Genomic DNA, 16,022 nt, shown 5'->3' on the forward strand with positions numbered 1-16,022 from the left:
AGCGCATGAAGATCGGTGTGATGCTGCCGCTCGGCGGCGGGGACGGGCCCGGCGGCGGGATGCCGGGCTGGCAGGACGTGCGGGCGGTCGCGGAGGCGGCCGACCAGGGCGGGCTGGACTCGGTGTGGATCGCGGACCACTTCCTGTACCGGGACCCGGAGGGTCAGGTGTACGGGATGCACGAGAGCTGGACGTTGCTCAGCGCGGTCGCGGCGGTCACCTCGCGGGTGGAGCTCGGGAACATGGTGCTCTGCGCGTCGTTCCGCGACCCCGGGCTGACCGCGAAGATGGCCGCGACACTGGACGAGGTGTCCGGCGGGCGGTTGATCCTCGGGGTGGGCGCGGGCTGGCACGATCCGGAGTACGAGGCGTTCGGGCTGCCGACGGACCACCGGGTCGGACGGTTCGAGGAGTGGCTGGAGATCGTCGCGCGGCTGATCCGTGGTGAGACGGTCACGTACGACGGGACGTACTACACGGTCCGCGACGCGAACCTCGACCCGGCGCCACCCCACCGCATCCCGATCCTGGTCGCCGGCCACCGCCCGCGCATGATGCGCCTCACCGCCGAGTGGGCCGACCTGTGGAACACCGCGTGGTACGGCGCCGCGGACCTGAAACTCGAGGAACGCCTCGAAACCCTCCGCCAGGCCGTAGAGCTCGCCGGGCGCCCCGTCGGCTCCATCACCCCCACCGCCGGCATCATCGTCCGAGACCCCGACCAACCGGTCCCAGACCCCAGCCCCAAGGCCATCCCCGTCCAAGACCTCCCCCAGGCCGTCACCGCCTACCGAAAACTAGGCGTAGAACACCTCATCATCTCCCCCGAACCCATGACCCCCCGCACCACAGAACGAATCGCCGAAGCCAAACAACAGGTCCGATAGCCACCGCGTGGGTTCCGGCGGGAGCACGCTTCCAGGGGCCGGAGATCCGGCGCGGGGCGATCGCCGAGGACTGACACGCGGGCGCCCCGGCGATGCGGAGTGCTCCGGCCCGGCGGGGCCTCGGGGGTCCGGGGGCGGAGCCCTCCGGGCGGCGTCTGGGGGTTGCACCCCCAGAGGACATGGCTGGAGCTCTTTGCCTGCGCTGTCTGCAGGCAAAGAGCTCCCAGAGCGGAGGCGGCGGGATTTGAACCCGCGAGAGGGGGTTACCCTCAACCCGCTTAGCAGGCGGGCGCCATCGACCGGACTAGGCGACGCCTCCTCCGACGTTCCCCGGCAGCCGGGGACACGACGACGGCCAAGACTATCCGCTCCACCGGCCCACGAGCAAAGCGGGCCCCGGTGGCCCCGAGGTCAGCGCCGCCGCCTGCGCGGTTGGTTCGGGTTCGGGGGGAGGGTGGGCGGGAACTTGGGGGTGGGTGGCCGGTTGTTGCCACGGTGTGTGGTGGTGGCGGGACGTTCGGTGTGTCGGCCGGTGGATGTGTACGCTGGCGACCATCGACGGGGGTCGCCGAGCACACGTCAACCAACTGGCTGCCGTGGGCGTCTGAAGTACCGTGGGCTGCTGCACGCGGCCGACGGATGGATAGTGACGTCGTCGATCAGGGAACGGAGCCATGTCGCGGAGTACTCGCGCAGCCGGTCGGAGGGCAGCCCCTCGCGCCCACCGGTCCCGGCCCCGCTCGCATCGCGCCCGCACGGCGTCGAAGGCGATCGGCCTGACGCTGGTCAGTGCGCTGGTTCCCGGGTCCGGGCTGCTGATGGGCGGCCGGAAGAAGCTCGGCGCGTTCGTGCTCACGATCAGCATCGGCCTGCTGCTGATCGGCGCGTACGTCGGTCTCACGCACCGCGACTCGGTGCTCGCGCTGCTGGTGTCCCCGCGGCAGCTGCTGATCGCGACGGCTGCGGTCGTCGTCCTCGGCATCTGCTGGATCTGGGTCGTGGTGGCGTCGCACAAGCTGCTCCGCCCGGTCAGCATGACCTACACCGGCCGGCTGGCCGGCTCGATGTTCGTCGGGTTGCTGTGCTTCGCGATCGCCGTACCGACGACGGTGGCGGCGCAGACCGTGATGGCGCAGCGCGACCTGGTCGGCAGCGTGTTCCAGTCCGAGGGGAACTCGAAGAGCGCGACCCGCCCGAAGGTGAACAAGAGCGACCCGTGGGCGAAGACCCCGCGGCTGAACCTGCTGCTGCTCGGCGCCGACGACGGCGTCGGCCGGACCGGTGTCCGCACCGACACGGTGATCGTCGCCAGCATCGACACCAAGACCGGTGACACCGCGCTGATCTCGCTCAGCCGGAACTGGATGCGGATGCCGTTCCCGGAGGACTCGCCGCTGCACAAGGTGTACCCGGACGGCTTCTGGGACCCGAACCTCGGCAACGTCGAGCAGCCGGAGTACTACCTCGACGCGATGTACGAGAACGTCCCGAAGGCGCACCCGGGGATCCTCGGCCAGACCGACAACGAGGGCGCGGACGTGGTCAAGCTGGCCGCGAGCGCCGCGCTCGGCCTGGACATCGACTACTACATGCAGGTCAACCTGGCCGGCTTCCGGCAGATGATCGACGCGCTCGGCGGGATCACCGTCAACGTCAACTACCGGGTGCCGATCGGCGGCGACTACGGCGCCGGCCCCGGGTCGAACTCGGAGCGCAAGCCGAGCGGCTACATCGAGCCGGGCCCGAACCAGAAGCTCGACGGGTACCACGCGCTGTGGTTCGCCCGCGGCCGGTACGGGCTGAGCGACCCGTCCCGTCAGGAGCGGCAGCGCTGCACGATCCACGCCCTCGTCAACAGCGCCAACCCGCAGGCGCTCGTGACGAAGTACCAGCAGATCGCGGCGGCCGGCAAGGAGCTGCTGCGCACCGACATCCCGCAGGAGATCCTGGGCGCGTTCATCCAGCTCGGGATGAAGGTGAAGAACGCCAAGGTCACCAACATCGACCTGGACAAGAGCAAGAACTTCCCCACCGGCAAGAACCCGGACTACACGGCGATGCGGGAGATCATCCAGAAGGCGATCGCCCCGAAGGCCAACCCGGCCCCGTCGGCGACGACCACCACCGCGAAGCCGACCAAGAAGCCGACCAGCAGCACCACGACGAAGCGGCCGACGACCCCGCCGAAGGCGACCGCGACCCCGGGCGCCGCGCAGAACCTCAACGACGCCTGCGCCTACAACCCGAACCAGACCGGCAACAACTAGACCGGTTCCGGTGAACCCCTCCCGGGGAAGGATTGGACCACAATCAAATGTGGTCACACCTGGGGGTGGCTGTGAGGCGTTCGGCGGCTGTCGTGGTCGGAGTTGCGGTCCTGGTCTGCGCGGGCTGCAGCGGTGAACCGGAGAGTGCGGACGCGCCCTCCACAGGCGGTACGACGACCGCAGCGAAGCCGACGCCCCCACCGGCAGAGCCCACCACCACACCGACGACCGCGCCGAAGCCGACCCCGGTGGCGCTCTCGGTGCCGATGTACCAGCGCGCCCTGACCAACGTCGAGAAGGTCATCAAGCCGTACGTCGCCCGCGTGATGAACGCGCGGACCGTGGCGGCCTTCGACGCGTCCCGCGCGCAGCTCGCGAGCATCGTCGTACTCGAACGCACCGAGCTCGCGAAGATCACGCCGCCACGCGGTCTGGTGTCCGCGCATCCGCAGGTCCTGGACGCGTTCGACGCGTACGCCGGCGACGTGGCCACCCACCTGACCAAGGCCGGCGAGACGAAGACCGGCTGCGGGCTGCCGAAGGGTGCCGACGTCCGGCTGTACGAGGCGAAGACCGGCGTGCGGACGGCGTACGCCGGGCTCGCGGGGAACGTGCAGAAGGCGATCGGCAAGGGTGTGAAGTTCGGCGCGTTGTCGGTCCCCGCGAAGCCGGCGGCCCCGGCCGTGATCGGTGGCCGCGGCGAGAACGGCGACGTGTTCCAGCGGGCCGGTTCGCGGGGCTCCGGCTCGCTCCGGATCACCAACGCGGGCTCGGACATCGTGGTCGTGGTCACGGCGAGCAATCCGCGCAAGCCGATGGCCTCGATCTACGTCCGCGCCAACCGGTCGGCGACGCTGAACGGGATCCGCGGCGACTACTGGGTCTACTACAAGACCGGGACGAACTGGGACGCGCGGAACAACCGGTTCACCGAGAACTGTTCGTACGCGCGGCTGAACCGGCTGCTGGACGGGTCGTACGCCTGGTCGCTCACGTTGAAGTCGGTGGCCGGCAACACCACGGAGTCCGAAACCGAAGCCTTCTGATCCGGTCGCCGCGGGCGGATGAGATCCTGTGCCGATGCGTACGACGTACCGGATGCGGGCGGGACGGTTCCTCGGGATCCTGGCCGCCGGGCTGATCATTCTCGGGGTGGCCGCGGTGCTCTGGGCCCTCGGGCTGCCGGGCGTCGCGGTGTCGGTGTTCCTCACCCTCGGCGGCCTGATCGCGCTCGCCGGCCTGTGGATCCTGGCCCGGCCGCCGAAGGTCGCCCGGCTGCGCGACCAGGACATCGAGGTGCGCGGCCTGCGGACCCGCTGGACCGACATCACCGAGGTCGGCCGGGTGGAGACCACGCACGGCGAGGCGATCGTGCTGCGCACCAAGCAGCCCGACCAGCCGATCCTGCTGCCGATCTCGTGGCTCGCGCCGGGGCAGGCCGAGACGCTGGAGACCGCACTGCGCGACAAGCTGAACGCGGCGCACGGGTACACCATCTGGGACGGGACTGCCCCCGGGGACAACAGCAGCGCAGAATGATGCGGTGCTTTCCTTCGAGCTGTCGTACGACGAGCTGCTGACGTACCAGGGCACGAATCCGCGGCCCGCGGACTTCGACGCGTTCTGGGACAAGGCGCTGCTGTCGCTGGACGAGGTGCCGGCCGATGCCGAGTTCGTCGACGCGGACGACTTCCCGCTGACGACCGCGACGGCGCAGCACCTGTACTTCACCGGCACCGGCGGGTACCGCGTGCACGCGAAGGTGGTCCGGCCCGCGGAGCCGACCGGGCCGGCGGTGCTGCTGTTCCACGGGTACGGCGGTGAGCAGCCGAAGTGGGTGGAGCTCCTGCCGTACGCGGCGCGCGGGTTCACGGTCGCGGCGCTGGACGTGCGGGAGCAGGTCGGTTTCCGTACGGCGTCCCAGGAGCGGAACAGCTTCTCGCTGCAGCACCATCTCGTCCAGGGACTGGATGCGGGGCCGGACGGGCTGCTGTACAAGCACGTCTTCCTGGACACGCGCCGGCTGGCCGACATCATCGGCGCGCTGCCGGAGGTCGACGCGGCGCGGATCGCGACGACCGGGTGGAGCCAGGGCGGCGGGCTGTCGCTGGTGGCGGCCGCGCTGACGCCGACGATCAAGTACACGGCGAGCGTGTACCCGTTCCTGTGCGACTACCAGCGGACATGGGACCTGAACCTGGACACCTCGCCGTACGACGAGATCGTCACGTGGTTCCGCAAGCGCGACCCGCGGCATCTACGCCAGGACGAGGTGTTCACGACCCTCGGCTACATCGACGTACAGCATCTGGCGCCGCGCATCCAGGCCGAGGTCACGTTGTTCGTCGGCCTCGAGGACCAGGTCTGCCCACCCTCGACCCAGTTCGCCGCCTACAACAAGATCCGGTCCGCCAAGGAACTCCGTACCTACCCGGACTTCGGCCACGACGATCTCCCCGGCGCCCACGACGACATCTACCAACTCATCGGCACCAAGCTGTAGGTCACTTGGGCTTCTGCCACCTGATGGAGTAGCGGAAGAGGAGGTGGCGGCGGTAGGTGGAGTGGGGAAGGACTTCGGTGGCCAGGGATTGCATTTCGGGGTAGGTGACGGGTGGGGGCCAGAGGACCGGGGACGGGTGTTGCCAGTAGCCCTTGTGGGCGCGGTGGATCCAGTTGGCGGCTACGCCGGCCAATTCTCGCGGTAGGTCCCGGGGGAGCACCGCGCGCGCGACGCCGATCACTACCAGTACGCCGCCCGGGCGCAGCAGGTCCCGCATCCGGAGAAGACCGGTGCGGGCGTCCACGTGGTGGAGGGTGGCGATCGACGCGATGACGTCGTACGACTCCGGCTCCAGCGGATGCTCCAGGAAATCGCCCCGCACGTAGGCGATGTCGTCGCCGTACCCGCGTGCCTCGGACAGGCTCGGCTCGTCGAGGTCGATCCCGGTGACGTCCGGTACGACGGTACGCAGCTCGCGCGTGAGCATGCCCTCGCCGCACCCGATGTCCAGCGCGCGCTCGGCATCGGGCGGAACGGCCTCCAGGACGCGCGGGTGGTAGTGGATGTTGTGGTTCCACCGCCGTCTCATCGGCGCATCGCAGCTTCGATGGCGTCGATCAGCGTCTGCTCGTCGTCCGCCCGCCAGGTGTGGTTCTGCGCGCAGGTCCACTGGTCCGGCTCCGGCGGCACCACGCACCCGAACAACCGCACCTTCCCCGCCGCGGCCGCCTCCTGCGCGACCCGCGTGGGCAGCCCGTACAGGATCGGTACGCCCCGCTCTCCGCAGACCGGGCAGCTCGGTACGTTCGCCATACGCCCAACGTACCGTCACGTAGGATCTCGTGGTTCAGCTGACGTGCGCGGTGAGGAGCCGGAAGTGGTCTTGGGATTCAGGTCGGCCGACCAGCGGGCGGCGGATGCCCGCGGCAAGTGGTGGGACCGGATGTCCGCAATGGTCCAGGCGCACACCGGCCGCCCGATGAAGGACAACACCGGCCGATTCCAAGCCGACGCGTCCGGAAGGCGAGCGGCCGTCTGCGATGCGATGGCCGATGCGTACGCCGGGGACTTCCGCCATGTCGGTCTCGTCCGCGGGCTGGCCCGGCAGGTTGCCGTACGGGACGTCGACGACATGATCGCCGCCAGCGACGTCCCGCGCCGGGACCGAGCGATTCTCGCCGAGCACGGTACCGGCGAGCCCGCTCCGGCCGATGTCAACGACCGGCTGCGACAAGCCGCGGCTGACGGCTTCAGCGAGGCTCTCGGCGACCACCTCCGCACCCAGGACGTCGCACGCTCCCTGCTGGCGGAGTCCCACGGCCCCGGCATGCAGACCTCGCCGATGCGAACCGCCGCCACCGCGCTCTTCAGGGCGTCGGCCGAGGCGCAGGCGCAGATCCCGCCCGAGCAGCACGCGAACGCGATCACCAGCATCCAGCAGGCGATGGAGAACGAGGCCCGGCGGCTCGACGCCGCGCCCCAGGATCTCGTCGGGCACTCGGGACTGCCACCCCGCGACCTCCGTCAGACGCTCGACGAGGTCAAGACGATCGGCGCGGACATCGCCGGCGCGGGCATCGAGGCAGCCGACCGCCTCGCGCACCCGCCGGCACCCGTCGGCGCGCCGCTGCAGCAGGCGGCAGCCGTCGACACCCGGTTCGCCCAGAACGCCGCATCATCAGGCGTCGCACCCGCAGGCACCACACCCACCGACGGCAGACCGGAGAGTACGTCGGCGCACGCCGTGGACCCGCGCGCGGCCTACCGCAAGGCCCCCGACCGCCCGGCCACACGCGAGGCCTGACGCTGAAGGCGAACTGAAAGGGCCCTCTGGGAGGCTGGATCATCGAGCCCAGGAGGAGCACATGCGACCCTTGATCGTCTTCAGCGACATCACCGTGGACGGGTTCATGACCGGCCCGGACAACGACCTCGGCTTCATGGTCCAGGACGACGAGCTCAGCGAGGAGCTCCCCCGCGAGCTGATGCGCGTCGCGGACACGATCATCTGGGGCCGTACGTCGTTCGCGCCGTCGGCGATGTACTGGACGAAGGCCGCGGGCGCCGTCGCCGACTGGCTGAACGCGACGCCGAAGATCGTCCTCTCGTCGGACAGCAGCATCGACGTCAGCGCCTGGCCGAACTCGACACTAGCGGCCGGCGACGGCGTGCGGCACGTCCGCGAACTGAAGGAGGCGCCCGGCGGTGGCCTGGTCGTCTTCGGCGGTGTGACGACCGTCCGTTCACTCGTCGCCGCGGACCTGGTCGACGAGTACTGGCTGAAGATCAACCCGGCGGTCGTCGGCCGCGGCGGCTCGATGTTCTCCGGCATCGCCGCCGGGCGGACGTTGACGCTGCGCAGCGCGCGCACGTTCCCGTCCGGGACGATCGCCGCGATCTACTCGGCCCGCTGACAGGACCGGGCAGCTCTCCGTTGAGAGCTGCCCGGCGCCGTCCGGAGGTAGCTCCGCAGTACCGGCCTGGTGAGGCATGGTCAGTACTGCGCAGCCGCCCTAGTTGGCCTCTTTGGTCGCCCAGTAGTGCCATTGCGGGGAAGCGACTGGGGAGCGGGCCAGGCCGTCCGGCCAGGTGGCCGGCAGGTCGTGACTCCGTGCCGCGTACAGGATCACCTCCGATGCGGAGCGGTCACCGCGGACGGCGACCCGTGCGGCGGTCTCGGCACGCATGTCGGCGAGGTAGTGGATGGCCGGCAGGAACTCGGCGCTCAGCCGCGCGCTGAGCCGGCCGACGGGTTCGTCGTCCAGCCGGATCTCGACCACGATCCGGTGCCGGTCCTGGATGCTGTCCTCCTCCTCGATCGCGTGCATGGTGGCGTACGCCCAGCACTCGCCCTCCGGACGGAAGAACGGTGCCAGCACGTCCGGATGGACCTCGCTGCCCGGTACGACGATGCCGCTGCCGGGCGGCAGCAGGTGAAAACTGCCTGGCGGGGGCAGATTCACCGGCACCAGCATGTGCGGCTGCCCGAGGGCGACCGCGACGCTGGCGTGGAACTCGGTGCCCTGGGCGCCCTTGCCCTCCCAGTCCGCCGGCTCCCACTCACTCACCCACAGGTGGCACGGCACCCGCGGTTGCAGGCCCTGCGCCACCAACTCCGACAGCACCGGGTGGTACCGGTGCGCGTCGTCCCTCGGCAGATAGCCGACAACCTTTCCCTGCACCCGGACGGCGATCGACCGCGGGTCGAAACGGTTGTGCGGTTCCGGGACGAGGTCCGCCTCGGTGTCCAGATCTGCGCCGCGTGCCGGGATGGGGTCGGGGAACAGGCTACGGATCGCCTGCTCGTGCGGAGCCTCCCGCACGACTTCCTGACCACACCACAGAGCATCGCCCCACAGGCTGAACGGAATCAGTTCCATTCGTGCCCCTCCAGTCCTCACTGACCGGCTTTACCCGGCTCATCCCGGCCAGACACCTGGCCGTTACACCGAGTGAGCGTATGAAAACTAGACTGCCCAGTGAAGGGCCGTTTCACGCATGGTGCAAGAGTCTGGAACGCAAAAGGTATTCGCGGGTCCGGACTGTGGACGCGGATCGTCTTGTGCAGCGAGCGAATCGGCGAAGATCGTGCAAATGCACGGGAAGGAACGTCATGCAGGGCAGTGATTCAGACGCTCGATCGAGGACTCGCGAGGTCGTGGACGCGGCGGCGATCGAGGCCGCGATCAAGCGCTTGGACGGCGTCGCCGTCCGTACTCCGTTGCAGCGCAACCTGCGCCTGTCCGAGCGCACCGGCGCGCAGGTCTGGCTGAAGCGGGAGGACCTGCAGATCGGGCGTTCCTACAAGCTCCGCGGCGCGTACAACCTGATCGCGCAACTGGACGACACCGCCAAGGCGGCGGGTGTGGTGTGCGCGAGCGCCGGCAACCACGGCCAGGGGCTGGCGTATTCGTGCCACATCCTCGGCGTCCAGGGCAAGGTGTTCGTGCCGCGCACCACGCCGCGCCAGAAGCGCGACCGGATCGCCGCACTCGGCGGCAAGCAGATCCAGGTGATCGTCACCGGCGACACGTACGACGACGCGGCCGCCGCGGCCCATGCGGAAGGCGACGCGACCGGCGCGACGATGGTGCCGGCGTTCGACGATCCGAGAACCGTTGCGGGGCAAGGAACTGTGGCCGTCGAGCTGGTCGAGCAGCTCGGCCACGCGCCCGACGTACTCGTGGTCCCGGTCGGCGGTGGCGGGCTCGTCGCGGGTCTCGCGACGTGGATCGCCGAACGGCATCCCGGCGTACGGATCGTCGGTGTCGAGCCCGCCGGCGCGGCGAGTATGGCGGCGGCGGTCGCGGCCGGAGAGCCCGTGACCTTGCCGCACTTGGACAGCTTCGTCGACGGTGCCGCCGTACGACGGGTCGGCGACGTCACGCTCCCGCTGGTACGGCGGGCCGGTGTCGAGCTGCTGTCCGTACCCGAGGGCCTCGTGTGCTCGGAGATGCTCGCGCTCTACCAGACCGACGGGTTGATCGCCGAGCCCGCGGGCGCTTTGTCGACAAGTGCCCTGGGCAACGGTCTCGACGTACGGCCCGGCGAGACGGTCGTCTGCCTGCTGTCCGGCGGGAACAACGACGTCAGCCGGTACGGCGAGATTCTCGAGCGCTCGCTGGTGTACGAAGGGCTCAAGCACTACTTCCTGGTGACGTTCCCGCAGGAGCCCGGGGCGCTGCGCACGTTCCTCGACGAGACGCTCGGTCCGGACGACGACATCACGCTGTTCGAGTACGTGAAGCGGAACAACCGGGAGACGGGCGTCGCCCTGGTGGGCATCGAGATCAGCAGTCGTGACGATCTCGACGGTCTGCTCACCAGGATGGACGCCGCCCCGCTCGACATCGAGCGGATCAACCCGAACTCACCGGAGTTCCGCTACCTGATCTGACCACTCAGTGCTTGGTGTGCTTGGAGTGCCGCGGGTCGTGCGGATGGGTCCCGTCGTCCCAGTCCGGCCTGACGGGCTGTTCGTCGGTCGCACCCATCATCGGCTGCCCCGACTGCTCGCCCCGCATCGACCGGTCGCTCGCGCTGTGGTCCCCGTGCTCCTTGTCCGGCCAGAGGTTCTGGGCCTGGTCACGGTGCTGGTCGGACTCGGCGCGGGCGCTCGCGGCCTCCTCACGGCGCTCGTTGGCGCCGGCGGACAACCGACGTGCCTCGGCCGCCTTCTCGTCGGCGACGGCCTGCGCGCGGCGCGCCCGGGCGTCGACCTCGTCGGCGGTGGCACGCTGCTTCTCGGCGCGCGCCGCACTCGCCCTGGCCTGCTGCTCGTGCTCCTGCGCCTGCACGCGGTCCCGCTCACCCTTGCGTCGTGACATCGCGCCGGCGATCAGCGCGATCACGATCACCAGAACGGCGATCGCGACGACGATCCAGACAATGGTCATTCCGTCCATCGCTCCTCCTCGGCTCGATGATCAGAACTCCCGGTACCCGGAGCCGTCGCCGCCTAACGCCGTACCGCCTAGACCAGTCCGCGGCGTGCCGCCCAGACGATGGCCTCGATCGCGGTGCTGAACCCCAGCCGGTCGCAGATCAGCCGCGTCCGGCGCCGCACGGTCCGCTCGGACAGGTCGAGGCGGCGCGCCACGCCGTCGACCGGCAACCCGGTCGCCAGCAGGCGCAGCAGTTGCAGGTCGTCATGGCTGATCTCGCGCGGCGGCACCCTCCGCGCGAGCGGTCGGAGTTCCTGGGAGAGGACGGTCATACGGATCACCTGGTTCCGAATAGCCGGGACTCGGCGGCGTCCCAGTCGGCCGGTTTGCCCTGCGGGGCGTAGCGCCGCAGAGAATGGGTGGACCGGACGAGCGCGCGCATCGCGCCCAGGTCCGGCAGGGGCTCGCCGAGGGCGCGAGCCTGGACGAGGACGTTGCCCAGCGCGGAGGCCTCGACCGGTCCGGCGAGGACGGGTACGCCGCACGCGTCGGCGGTGAGCTGACACAGCAGCTCGTTCTGCGATCCACCGCCGATGACGTGCAGTACGTCGACCTCCCGATCGGCGACGGTCTGCGCGAGCCGCAGCGTCCGGCGGTACGCGAGCGCGAGGCTTTCCAGGATGCAGCGAACGACCGCCCCGCGGGACCGCGGCGGCTCCTGCCCGCTCGCCCGGCAGTGCTCGTCGATCCGCGCCGGCATGTTGCCCGGAGCAAGGAACTCGGGTGCATCCGGATCGATCAGGACCGCGAACGGCGGCGCCTCGGCCGCGTCGCGGAGCAGGCCCTCCAGGTCGTCGTCGCCCCAGACCCGTTGGCATTCCTGCAGAATCCACAGGCCCATGACGTTGTGGAGAAAGCGGGTTGTCCCGTCGACGCCGCCCTCGTTGGTGAAGTTCGCGGCGCGGGCTTCGTCGGTCAGCACCGGCGCGTCGAGCTCCAGGCCGACGAGCGACCAGGTCCCGGACGAGATGTACGCGAACCGCTCGTTCGCGGCCGGTACGGCGACCACAGCAGATGCCGTGTCATGCGATCCCACCGCGATCACCGGAAGCCCGGGCTGGAGTCCGGTCTCGTCCGGCGACACGTTCCCGATCACGTCACCCGGCTCCCGCAGTCCGGGGAACAACCGGCGCGGCAGTCCGACCCGGGCGATCAGCTCGGTACTCCAGTCCCGGGCCGACACGTCGTACAACTGGGTCGTGGAGGCGTTCGTCCGCTCCACACCGATCTCGCCGGTCAGCCAGTACGCCAACAGGTCAGGGATCATCAGCAGCGTGGCAGCGTCGGGCGGCAGCTCGTCCGCGGCCAGCTGGTAGATCGTGTTGAACGGCAGCTGCTGCAGCCCGGTCACGGCGTACAGCTCAGCCTCCGGGATCGCCGAGACGACTCGCTCGAGCACCCCGTCGGTGCGGGCGTCGCGGTAGTGGACGGGGTTGGCGAGCAGCCGACCGTGCGCGTCGAGCAGCCCGTAGTCGACCGCCCAGGAATCGATGCCGACACTGTCGAGCTGCCCGGCCAGCTGCAGGCCGTCGAGAATCGAGCGGTACAAGTGCAGCACGTCCCAGTGCAGCCGGTCCCGTACCTGGACCGGCCCGTTCCAGAACCGATGGACCTCGGTCAGCTCCAGCGTGCCGCGGCCCACGTCCGCGCGCATGACGCGACCGCTCGAGGCCCCCAGATCCACCGCCGCGACACGCTTCATCCCAACACCTAACGGAGGAAGGCCGCGGCCACGCCGGCGTCGACGGGCACGTGCAGACCGGTCGTGTGCGTGAGGTCGCCGCCGGTCAGCGCGAACACCGCGGCCGCGACGTTCTCCGGCAGCACCTCGCGCTTGAGCAGCGTCCGCTGCGCGTAGTACGCACCCAGCTCCTCCTCCGGTACGCCGTACACCGCGGCCCGCTTGGCGCCCCAGCCGCCGGCGAAGATCCCGGAACCGCGGACGACGCCATCGGGGTTGACGCCGTTGACCCGGATGCCGTGTTCGCCGAGCTCGGCGGCGAGCAGCCGGACCTGATGCGCCTGGTCGGCCTTCGCCGCGCCGTACGCGACGTTGTTCGGGCCGGCGAACACCGAGTTCTTGCTGGAGATGTAGACGATGTCGCCGCCCATACCCTGGTCGATGAGGATCTTCGCGGCCGCGCGCGAGACCAGGAACGAGCCCTTCGCCATCACGTCGTGCTGCAGGTCCCAGTCGCGTTCCGTGGTCTCGAGCAACGACTTGGAGATCGACAGGCCGGCGTTGTTGACAATTAGGTCGACGCCGCCGAAGGCCAGCACGGCCTCCCGCAACGCCGCCTCGACGGCGTCCGCCGACGACACGTCCGCGCCGACGGCGACGGCGACGTCGCTCGAGCCGATCTCCTTCGCCGCCGCCTCGGCCGCCGCCTGGTCGAGGTCCGCGACCACCACGCACGCACCCTCGGCGGCCAGCCGCTGGGCGATCGCCTTGCCGATCCCGGAACCGCCGCCGGTGACGAAGGCCACCCGGGTCGCGAGCGGCTTCGGCTTCGGCATCCGCTGCAGCTTCGCCTCCTCGAGCGCCCAGTACTCGATCCGGAACTTCTCCCGCTCGTCGATCGGCGCGTACGTCGACACCGCCTCGGCGCCGCGCATCACGTTGATCGCGTTCACGTAGAACTCGCCCGCCACCCGCGCGGTCTGCTTGTCCTTCCCGAAGCTGAACATCCCGACACCAGGCACCAGCACGATCGCCGGATCGGCGCCCCGCATCGCCGGGCTGTCAGCCTCCGCAAACCGCTGGTAGTAGGCCTCGTAGTCCTCCCGGTACTGGGAATGCAGCTCCTTCAACCGGGTAACTGATTCGTCCACCGACGCGGACGGCGGCAGATCCAGTACGAGCGGGCGGACCTTCGTACGGAGGAAGTGGTCGGGACAGGAAGTGCCCAACGCAGCCAGCGAATGCAGCTTCTCGCGCGACAGGAACTCGAGTACTGCCTCCGAGTCGTTGAAGTGGCCGACCTGTGGTTTGTCTGTTGACGCAAGCCCACGGATGAAAGGCGAAAGCGCGGCTGCACGCGCCCGGCGTTCCTCGGCGGGCAGGGGCTCGTGGCCGGCGACGACCGCGCCGAAAGGCTCGGCGACGCCGCGCTCCGCCAGGAAGCGTTCCGCCGTACGGATGATGTCGAGGGAGTTTGCCTCGCACTCCTCGGAGGTGTCGCCCCACGCGGTGATGCCGTGGCCGCCGAGGATGCAGCCGATCGCCTGCGGGTTGTCGCGCTTGACCGCGGCGATGTCCAGGCCGAGCTGGAAGCCGGGCCGCCGCCACGGCACCCACACGACGCGGTCGCCGAAGCACTCGGCGGTGAGCTTCTCGCCGTCCGCCGCGGTCGCCAGCGCGATCCCGGAGTCCGGGTGCAGGTGGTCGACGTGCGGGGCGTCGACGAGCCCGTGCATCGCCGTGTCGATGGACGGCGCCGCACCGCCCTTGCCGTGCAGGCAGTAGTCGAACGCGGCGACCATCTCGTCCTCGCGGTCGACGCCCGGGTAGCTGTCGACGAGCGCGTTCAGCCGGTCGAGGCGCAGTACGGCGAGACCTTTCTCGGTCAGGGTGCCGAGATCGCCACCCGAGCCCTTCACCCAGACCAGGTCGACGGGCTGCCGGGTGACCGGGTCGGTCGTCGTCCCCTTGGCCGAGGTGTTCCCGCCGGCGTAGTTGGTGTTCCGTGGATCGGCACCGAGTCGGTTGCTGCGCGCAACGAGTTCGGCCGCGGTGTCGCTCACTTTCATGCTCCCCATCCGGCTTGCTGACCGCCCACGCGGTCCTTGGTGATCTGCTCGAAGTACCCGCTGCGCCGGTAGGCGGCGACCGGGTCGGGGTCCAGGCCCTGCGACTCGCGCAGTTCGGCGAGCAGCGGCCGGACGTCGGTGTTGTAGGCGTCCATCAGCGCGGCGTTGGCGCCGAGCACGTCACCGGAGGCCTGGGCCGTGCGGAGCGCGTCCCGGTCGACCAGCAGCGCCTTCGCGGTGGCCTCCTGGACGTTCATCACCGAGCGGATGATCGCCGGGATCTTCTCCTCGATGTTGTGGCACTGGTCGAGCATGAACGCGATCCCGCGGTCCGGGTCGAGCGCGTCGCCGCGGACGATCTCGTTCATGATCCGGAACAGCTGGAACGGGTCCGCGGCCCCGACCATCAGGTCGTCGTCGGCGTAGAACCGGCTGTTGAAGTCGAACGCGCCGAGCTTCTTCGTGCGGAGCAGGAACGCGACGATGAACTCGATGTTGGTCCCCGGCGCGTGGTGCCCGGTGTCGATACAGACCGTTGCCTTCGGCCCCAGTTCCAGGCAGTGCGCGTACGACGTACCCCAGTCCGGCACGTCGGTGGTGTAGAAGGCCGGCTCGAACAGCTTGTACTCGAGCAGCATCCGCTGGTCGTCGCCGAGCCGGTCGTAGACCTCCTTGAGCGCGGCGGCGAGCCGGTCCTGGCGGTCCTGGATGTCGTCCTGGCCCGGGTAGTTGGTGCCGTCGGAGAACCACAGCTTCAGGTCGCGCGACCCGGTCTGGTCCATGATGTCGACGCACTCGAGCAGGTGGTCGGTGGCCTTCCGGCGGACCGCGGGGTCGGGGTTGGTGACGCTGCCGAGCTTGTAGTCCTCGTCCTGGAAGACGTTGCTGTTGATCGCGCCGAGCCGGACCCCCTGCTCCTTCGCGTACGCCGCCAGCGCCGAATAGTCGTCGACCTTGTCCCAGGGGATGTGCAGCGCGACGCTCGGCGCCACGCCGGTGTAGCGGTGGACCTGCGCCGCGTCGGCGATCTTCTCCTCCGGCGACCGCGGGACGCCGGGCTGGGGGAAGACCTTGAACCGGGTGCCCGAGTTGCCGAACGCCCACGAGGGCAGCTCGATCTCCTGGCGGCTCAGCGCGGCCCTCACGGCTTCGGTCGTCATGGTTCGGTCCC

At 69.9% G+C, this 16,022-nt stretch carries 16 protein-coding genes and 1 tRNA gene; 8 read left to right on the top strand and 9 right to left on the bottom strand.

The genetic code is table 11. From position 1 onward, the window contains the following. The first annotated feature begins 5 nt into the window (after positions 1 to 5). Positions 6 to 887 (top strand): LLM class flavin-dependent oxidoreductase, encoded by an 882-nt coding sequence (locus tag ABN611_RS10905; RefSeq protein WP_350279705.1) that lies wholly within the window; start codon positions 6 to 8, stop codon positions 885 to 887. A gap of 229 nt (positions 888 to 1,116) precedes the next feature. Here the strand turns inward: ABN611_RS10905 and ABN611_RS10910 are convergent. Beyond that, positions 1,117 to 1,206, bottom strand: a tRNA-Ser gene (locus ABN611_RS10910). A 355-nt stretch (positions 1,207 to 1,561) separates the two neighbouring features. On the opposite strand from ABN611_RS10910, the gene ABN611_RS10915 reads away from it, so the two are divergent. The 4 genes from ABN611_RS10915 (at position 1,562) to ABN611_RS10930 (ending at position 5,657) form a co-directional block, all read left to right on the top strand. After that, a complete protein-coding gene (locus ABN611_RS10915; protein WP_350279706.1) occupies positions 1,562 to 3,154 on the top strand; it encodes an LCP family protein in 1,593 nt (530 codons plus the stop codon). A 71-nt stretch (positions 3,155 to 3,225) separates the two neighbouring features. Continuing rightward, complete coding sequence (locus ABN611_RS10920; RefSeq protein WP_350279707.1) at positions 3,226 to 4,200, top strand: hypothetical protein; 975 nt, start codon at positions 3,226 to 3,228, stop codon at positions 4,198 to 4,200. A 34-nt stretch (positions 4,201 to 4,234) separates the two neighbouring features. Continuing rightward, on the top strand, positions 4,235 to 4,693 hold the full coding sequence (locus ABN611_RS10925) for a hypothetical protein (protein ID WP_350279708.1): 459 nt from the start codon (positions 4,235 to 4,237) through the stop codon (positions 4,691 to 4,693). A gap of 4 nt (positions 4,694 to 4,697) precedes the next feature. Next, positions 4,698 to 5,657 carry an alpha/beta fold hydrolase gene (locus ABN611_RS10930; RefSeq protein ID WP_350279709.1) on the top strand — a complete coding sequence of 320 codons (960 nt, stop codon included), beginning with the start codon at positions 4,698 to 4,700 and terminating at the stop codon, positions 5,655 to 5,657. A 1-nt stretch (position 5,658) separates the two neighbouring features. Here ABN611_RS10930 and ABN611_RS10935 read toward each other — a convergent pair whose 3' ends face one another. Further along, the gene (locus ABN611_RS10935) at positions 5,659 to 6,246 is read right to left on the bottom strand and encodes a class I SAM-dependent methyltransferase (RefSeq protein ID WP_350279710.1); all 588 of its coding nucleotides are present in this window, start codon (positions 6,244 to 6,246) and stop codon (positions 5,659 to 5,661) included. Next, a complete protein-coding gene (locus ABN611_RS10940) occupies positions 6,243 to 6,470 on the bottom strand; it encodes a hypothetical protein (RefSeq protein ID WP_350279711.1) in 228 nt (75 codons plus the stop codon). Before ABN611_RS10940 ends, ABN611_RS10935 begins: the two co-directional genes overlap by 4 nt. A 64-nt stretch (positions 6,471 to 6,534) precedes the next feature. Here ABN611_RS10940 and ABN611_RS10945 point away from each other — a divergent pair, with 64 nt between their 5' ends. Both ABN611_RS10945 and ABN611_RS10950 read left to right on the top strand, forming a co-directional pair. After that, on the top strand, positions 6,535 to 7,461 hold the full coding sequence (locus tag ABN611_RS10945; protein ID WP_350279712.1) for a hypothetical protein: 927 nt from the start codon (positions 6,535 to 6,537) through the stop codon (positions 7,459 to 7,461). Between the two features lie 61 nt (positions 7,462 to 7,522). Beyond that, entirely contained in the window at positions 7,523 to 8,071 is a 549-nt protein-coding gene (locus ABN611_RS10950; RefSeq protein WP_350279713.1) for a dihydrofolate reductase family protein, read from the top strand. A 99-nt stretch (positions 8,072 to 8,170) separates the two neighbouring features. Here ABN611_RS10950 and ABN611_RS10955 read toward each other — a convergent pair whose 3' ends face one another. Continuing rightward, positions 8,171 to 9,037 carry an HIRAN domain-containing protein gene (locus ABN611_RS10955; RefSeq protein WP_350279714.1) on the bottom strand — a complete coding sequence of 289 codons (867 nt, stop codon included), beginning with the start codon at positions 9,035 to 9,037 and terminating at the stop codon, positions 8,171 to 8,173. Positions 9,038 to 9,270: 233 nt separating this feature from the next. On the opposite strand from ABN611_RS10955, the gene ilvA reads away from it, so the two are divergent. Then, positions 9,271 to 10,554 (top strand): threonine ammonia-lyase IlvA, encoded by a 1,284-nt coding sequence (ilvA, locus tag ABN611_RS10960; RefSeq protein ID WP_350279715.1) that lies wholly within the window; start codon positions 9,271 to 9,273, stop codon positions 10,552 to 10,554. Between the two features lie 4 nt (positions 10,555 to 10,558). On the opposite strand, the gene ABN611_RS10965 is transcribed toward ilvA, so the two are convergent. From ABN611_RS10965 to rhaI, 5 genes are all read right to left on the bottom strand, one after another. Further along, the gene (locus ABN611_RS10965; RefSeq protein WP_350279716.1) at positions 10,559 to 11,062 is read right to left on the bottom strand and encodes a hypothetical protein; all 504 of its coding nucleotides are present in this window, start codon (positions 11,060 to 11,062) and stop codon (positions 10,559 to 10,561) included. 68 nt (positions 11,063 to 11,130) lie between these two features. After that, positions 11,131 to 11,373, bottom strand: coding sequence for a LuxR C-terminal-related transcriptional regulator (locus ABN611_RS10970; RefSeq protein ID WP_167203911.1), 243 nt, complete (start codon positions 11,371 to 11,373; stop codon positions 11,131 to 11,133). Between the two features lie 5 nt (positions 11,374 to 11,378). Further along, positions 11,379 to 12,803 carry a rhamnulokinase family protein gene (locus ABN611_RS10975; protein WP_350279717.1) on the bottom strand — a complete coding sequence of 475 codons (1,425 nt, stop codon included), beginning with the start codon at positions 12,801 to 12,803 and terminating at the stop codon, positions 11,379 to 11,381. Positions 12,804 to 12,811: 8 nt separating this feature from the next. Beyond that, positions 12,812 to 14,851 (bottom strand): bifunctional aldolase/short-chain dehydrogenase, encoded by a 2,040-nt coding sequence (locus ABN611_RS10980; protein ID WP_350279718.1) that lies wholly within the window; start codon positions 14,849 to 14,851, stop codon positions 12,812 to 12,814. Beyond that, positions 14,848 to 16,011 (bottom strand): L-rhamnose isomerase, encoded by a 1,164-nt coding sequence (gene rhaI / locus ABN611_RS10985; RefSeq protein WP_350279719.1) that lies wholly within the window; start codon positions 16,009 to 16,011, stop codon positions 14,848 to 14,850. Before rhaI ends, ABN611_RS10980 begins: the two co-directional genes overlap by 4 nt. Positions 16,012 to 16,022: the final 11 nt, after the last annotated feature.

Source organism: Kribbella sp. HUAS MG21, assembly GCF_040254265.1.
In the GTDB taxonomy this organism is placed as follows: Bacteria; Actinomycetota; Actinomycetes; order Propionibacteriales; family Kribbellaceae; genus Kribbella.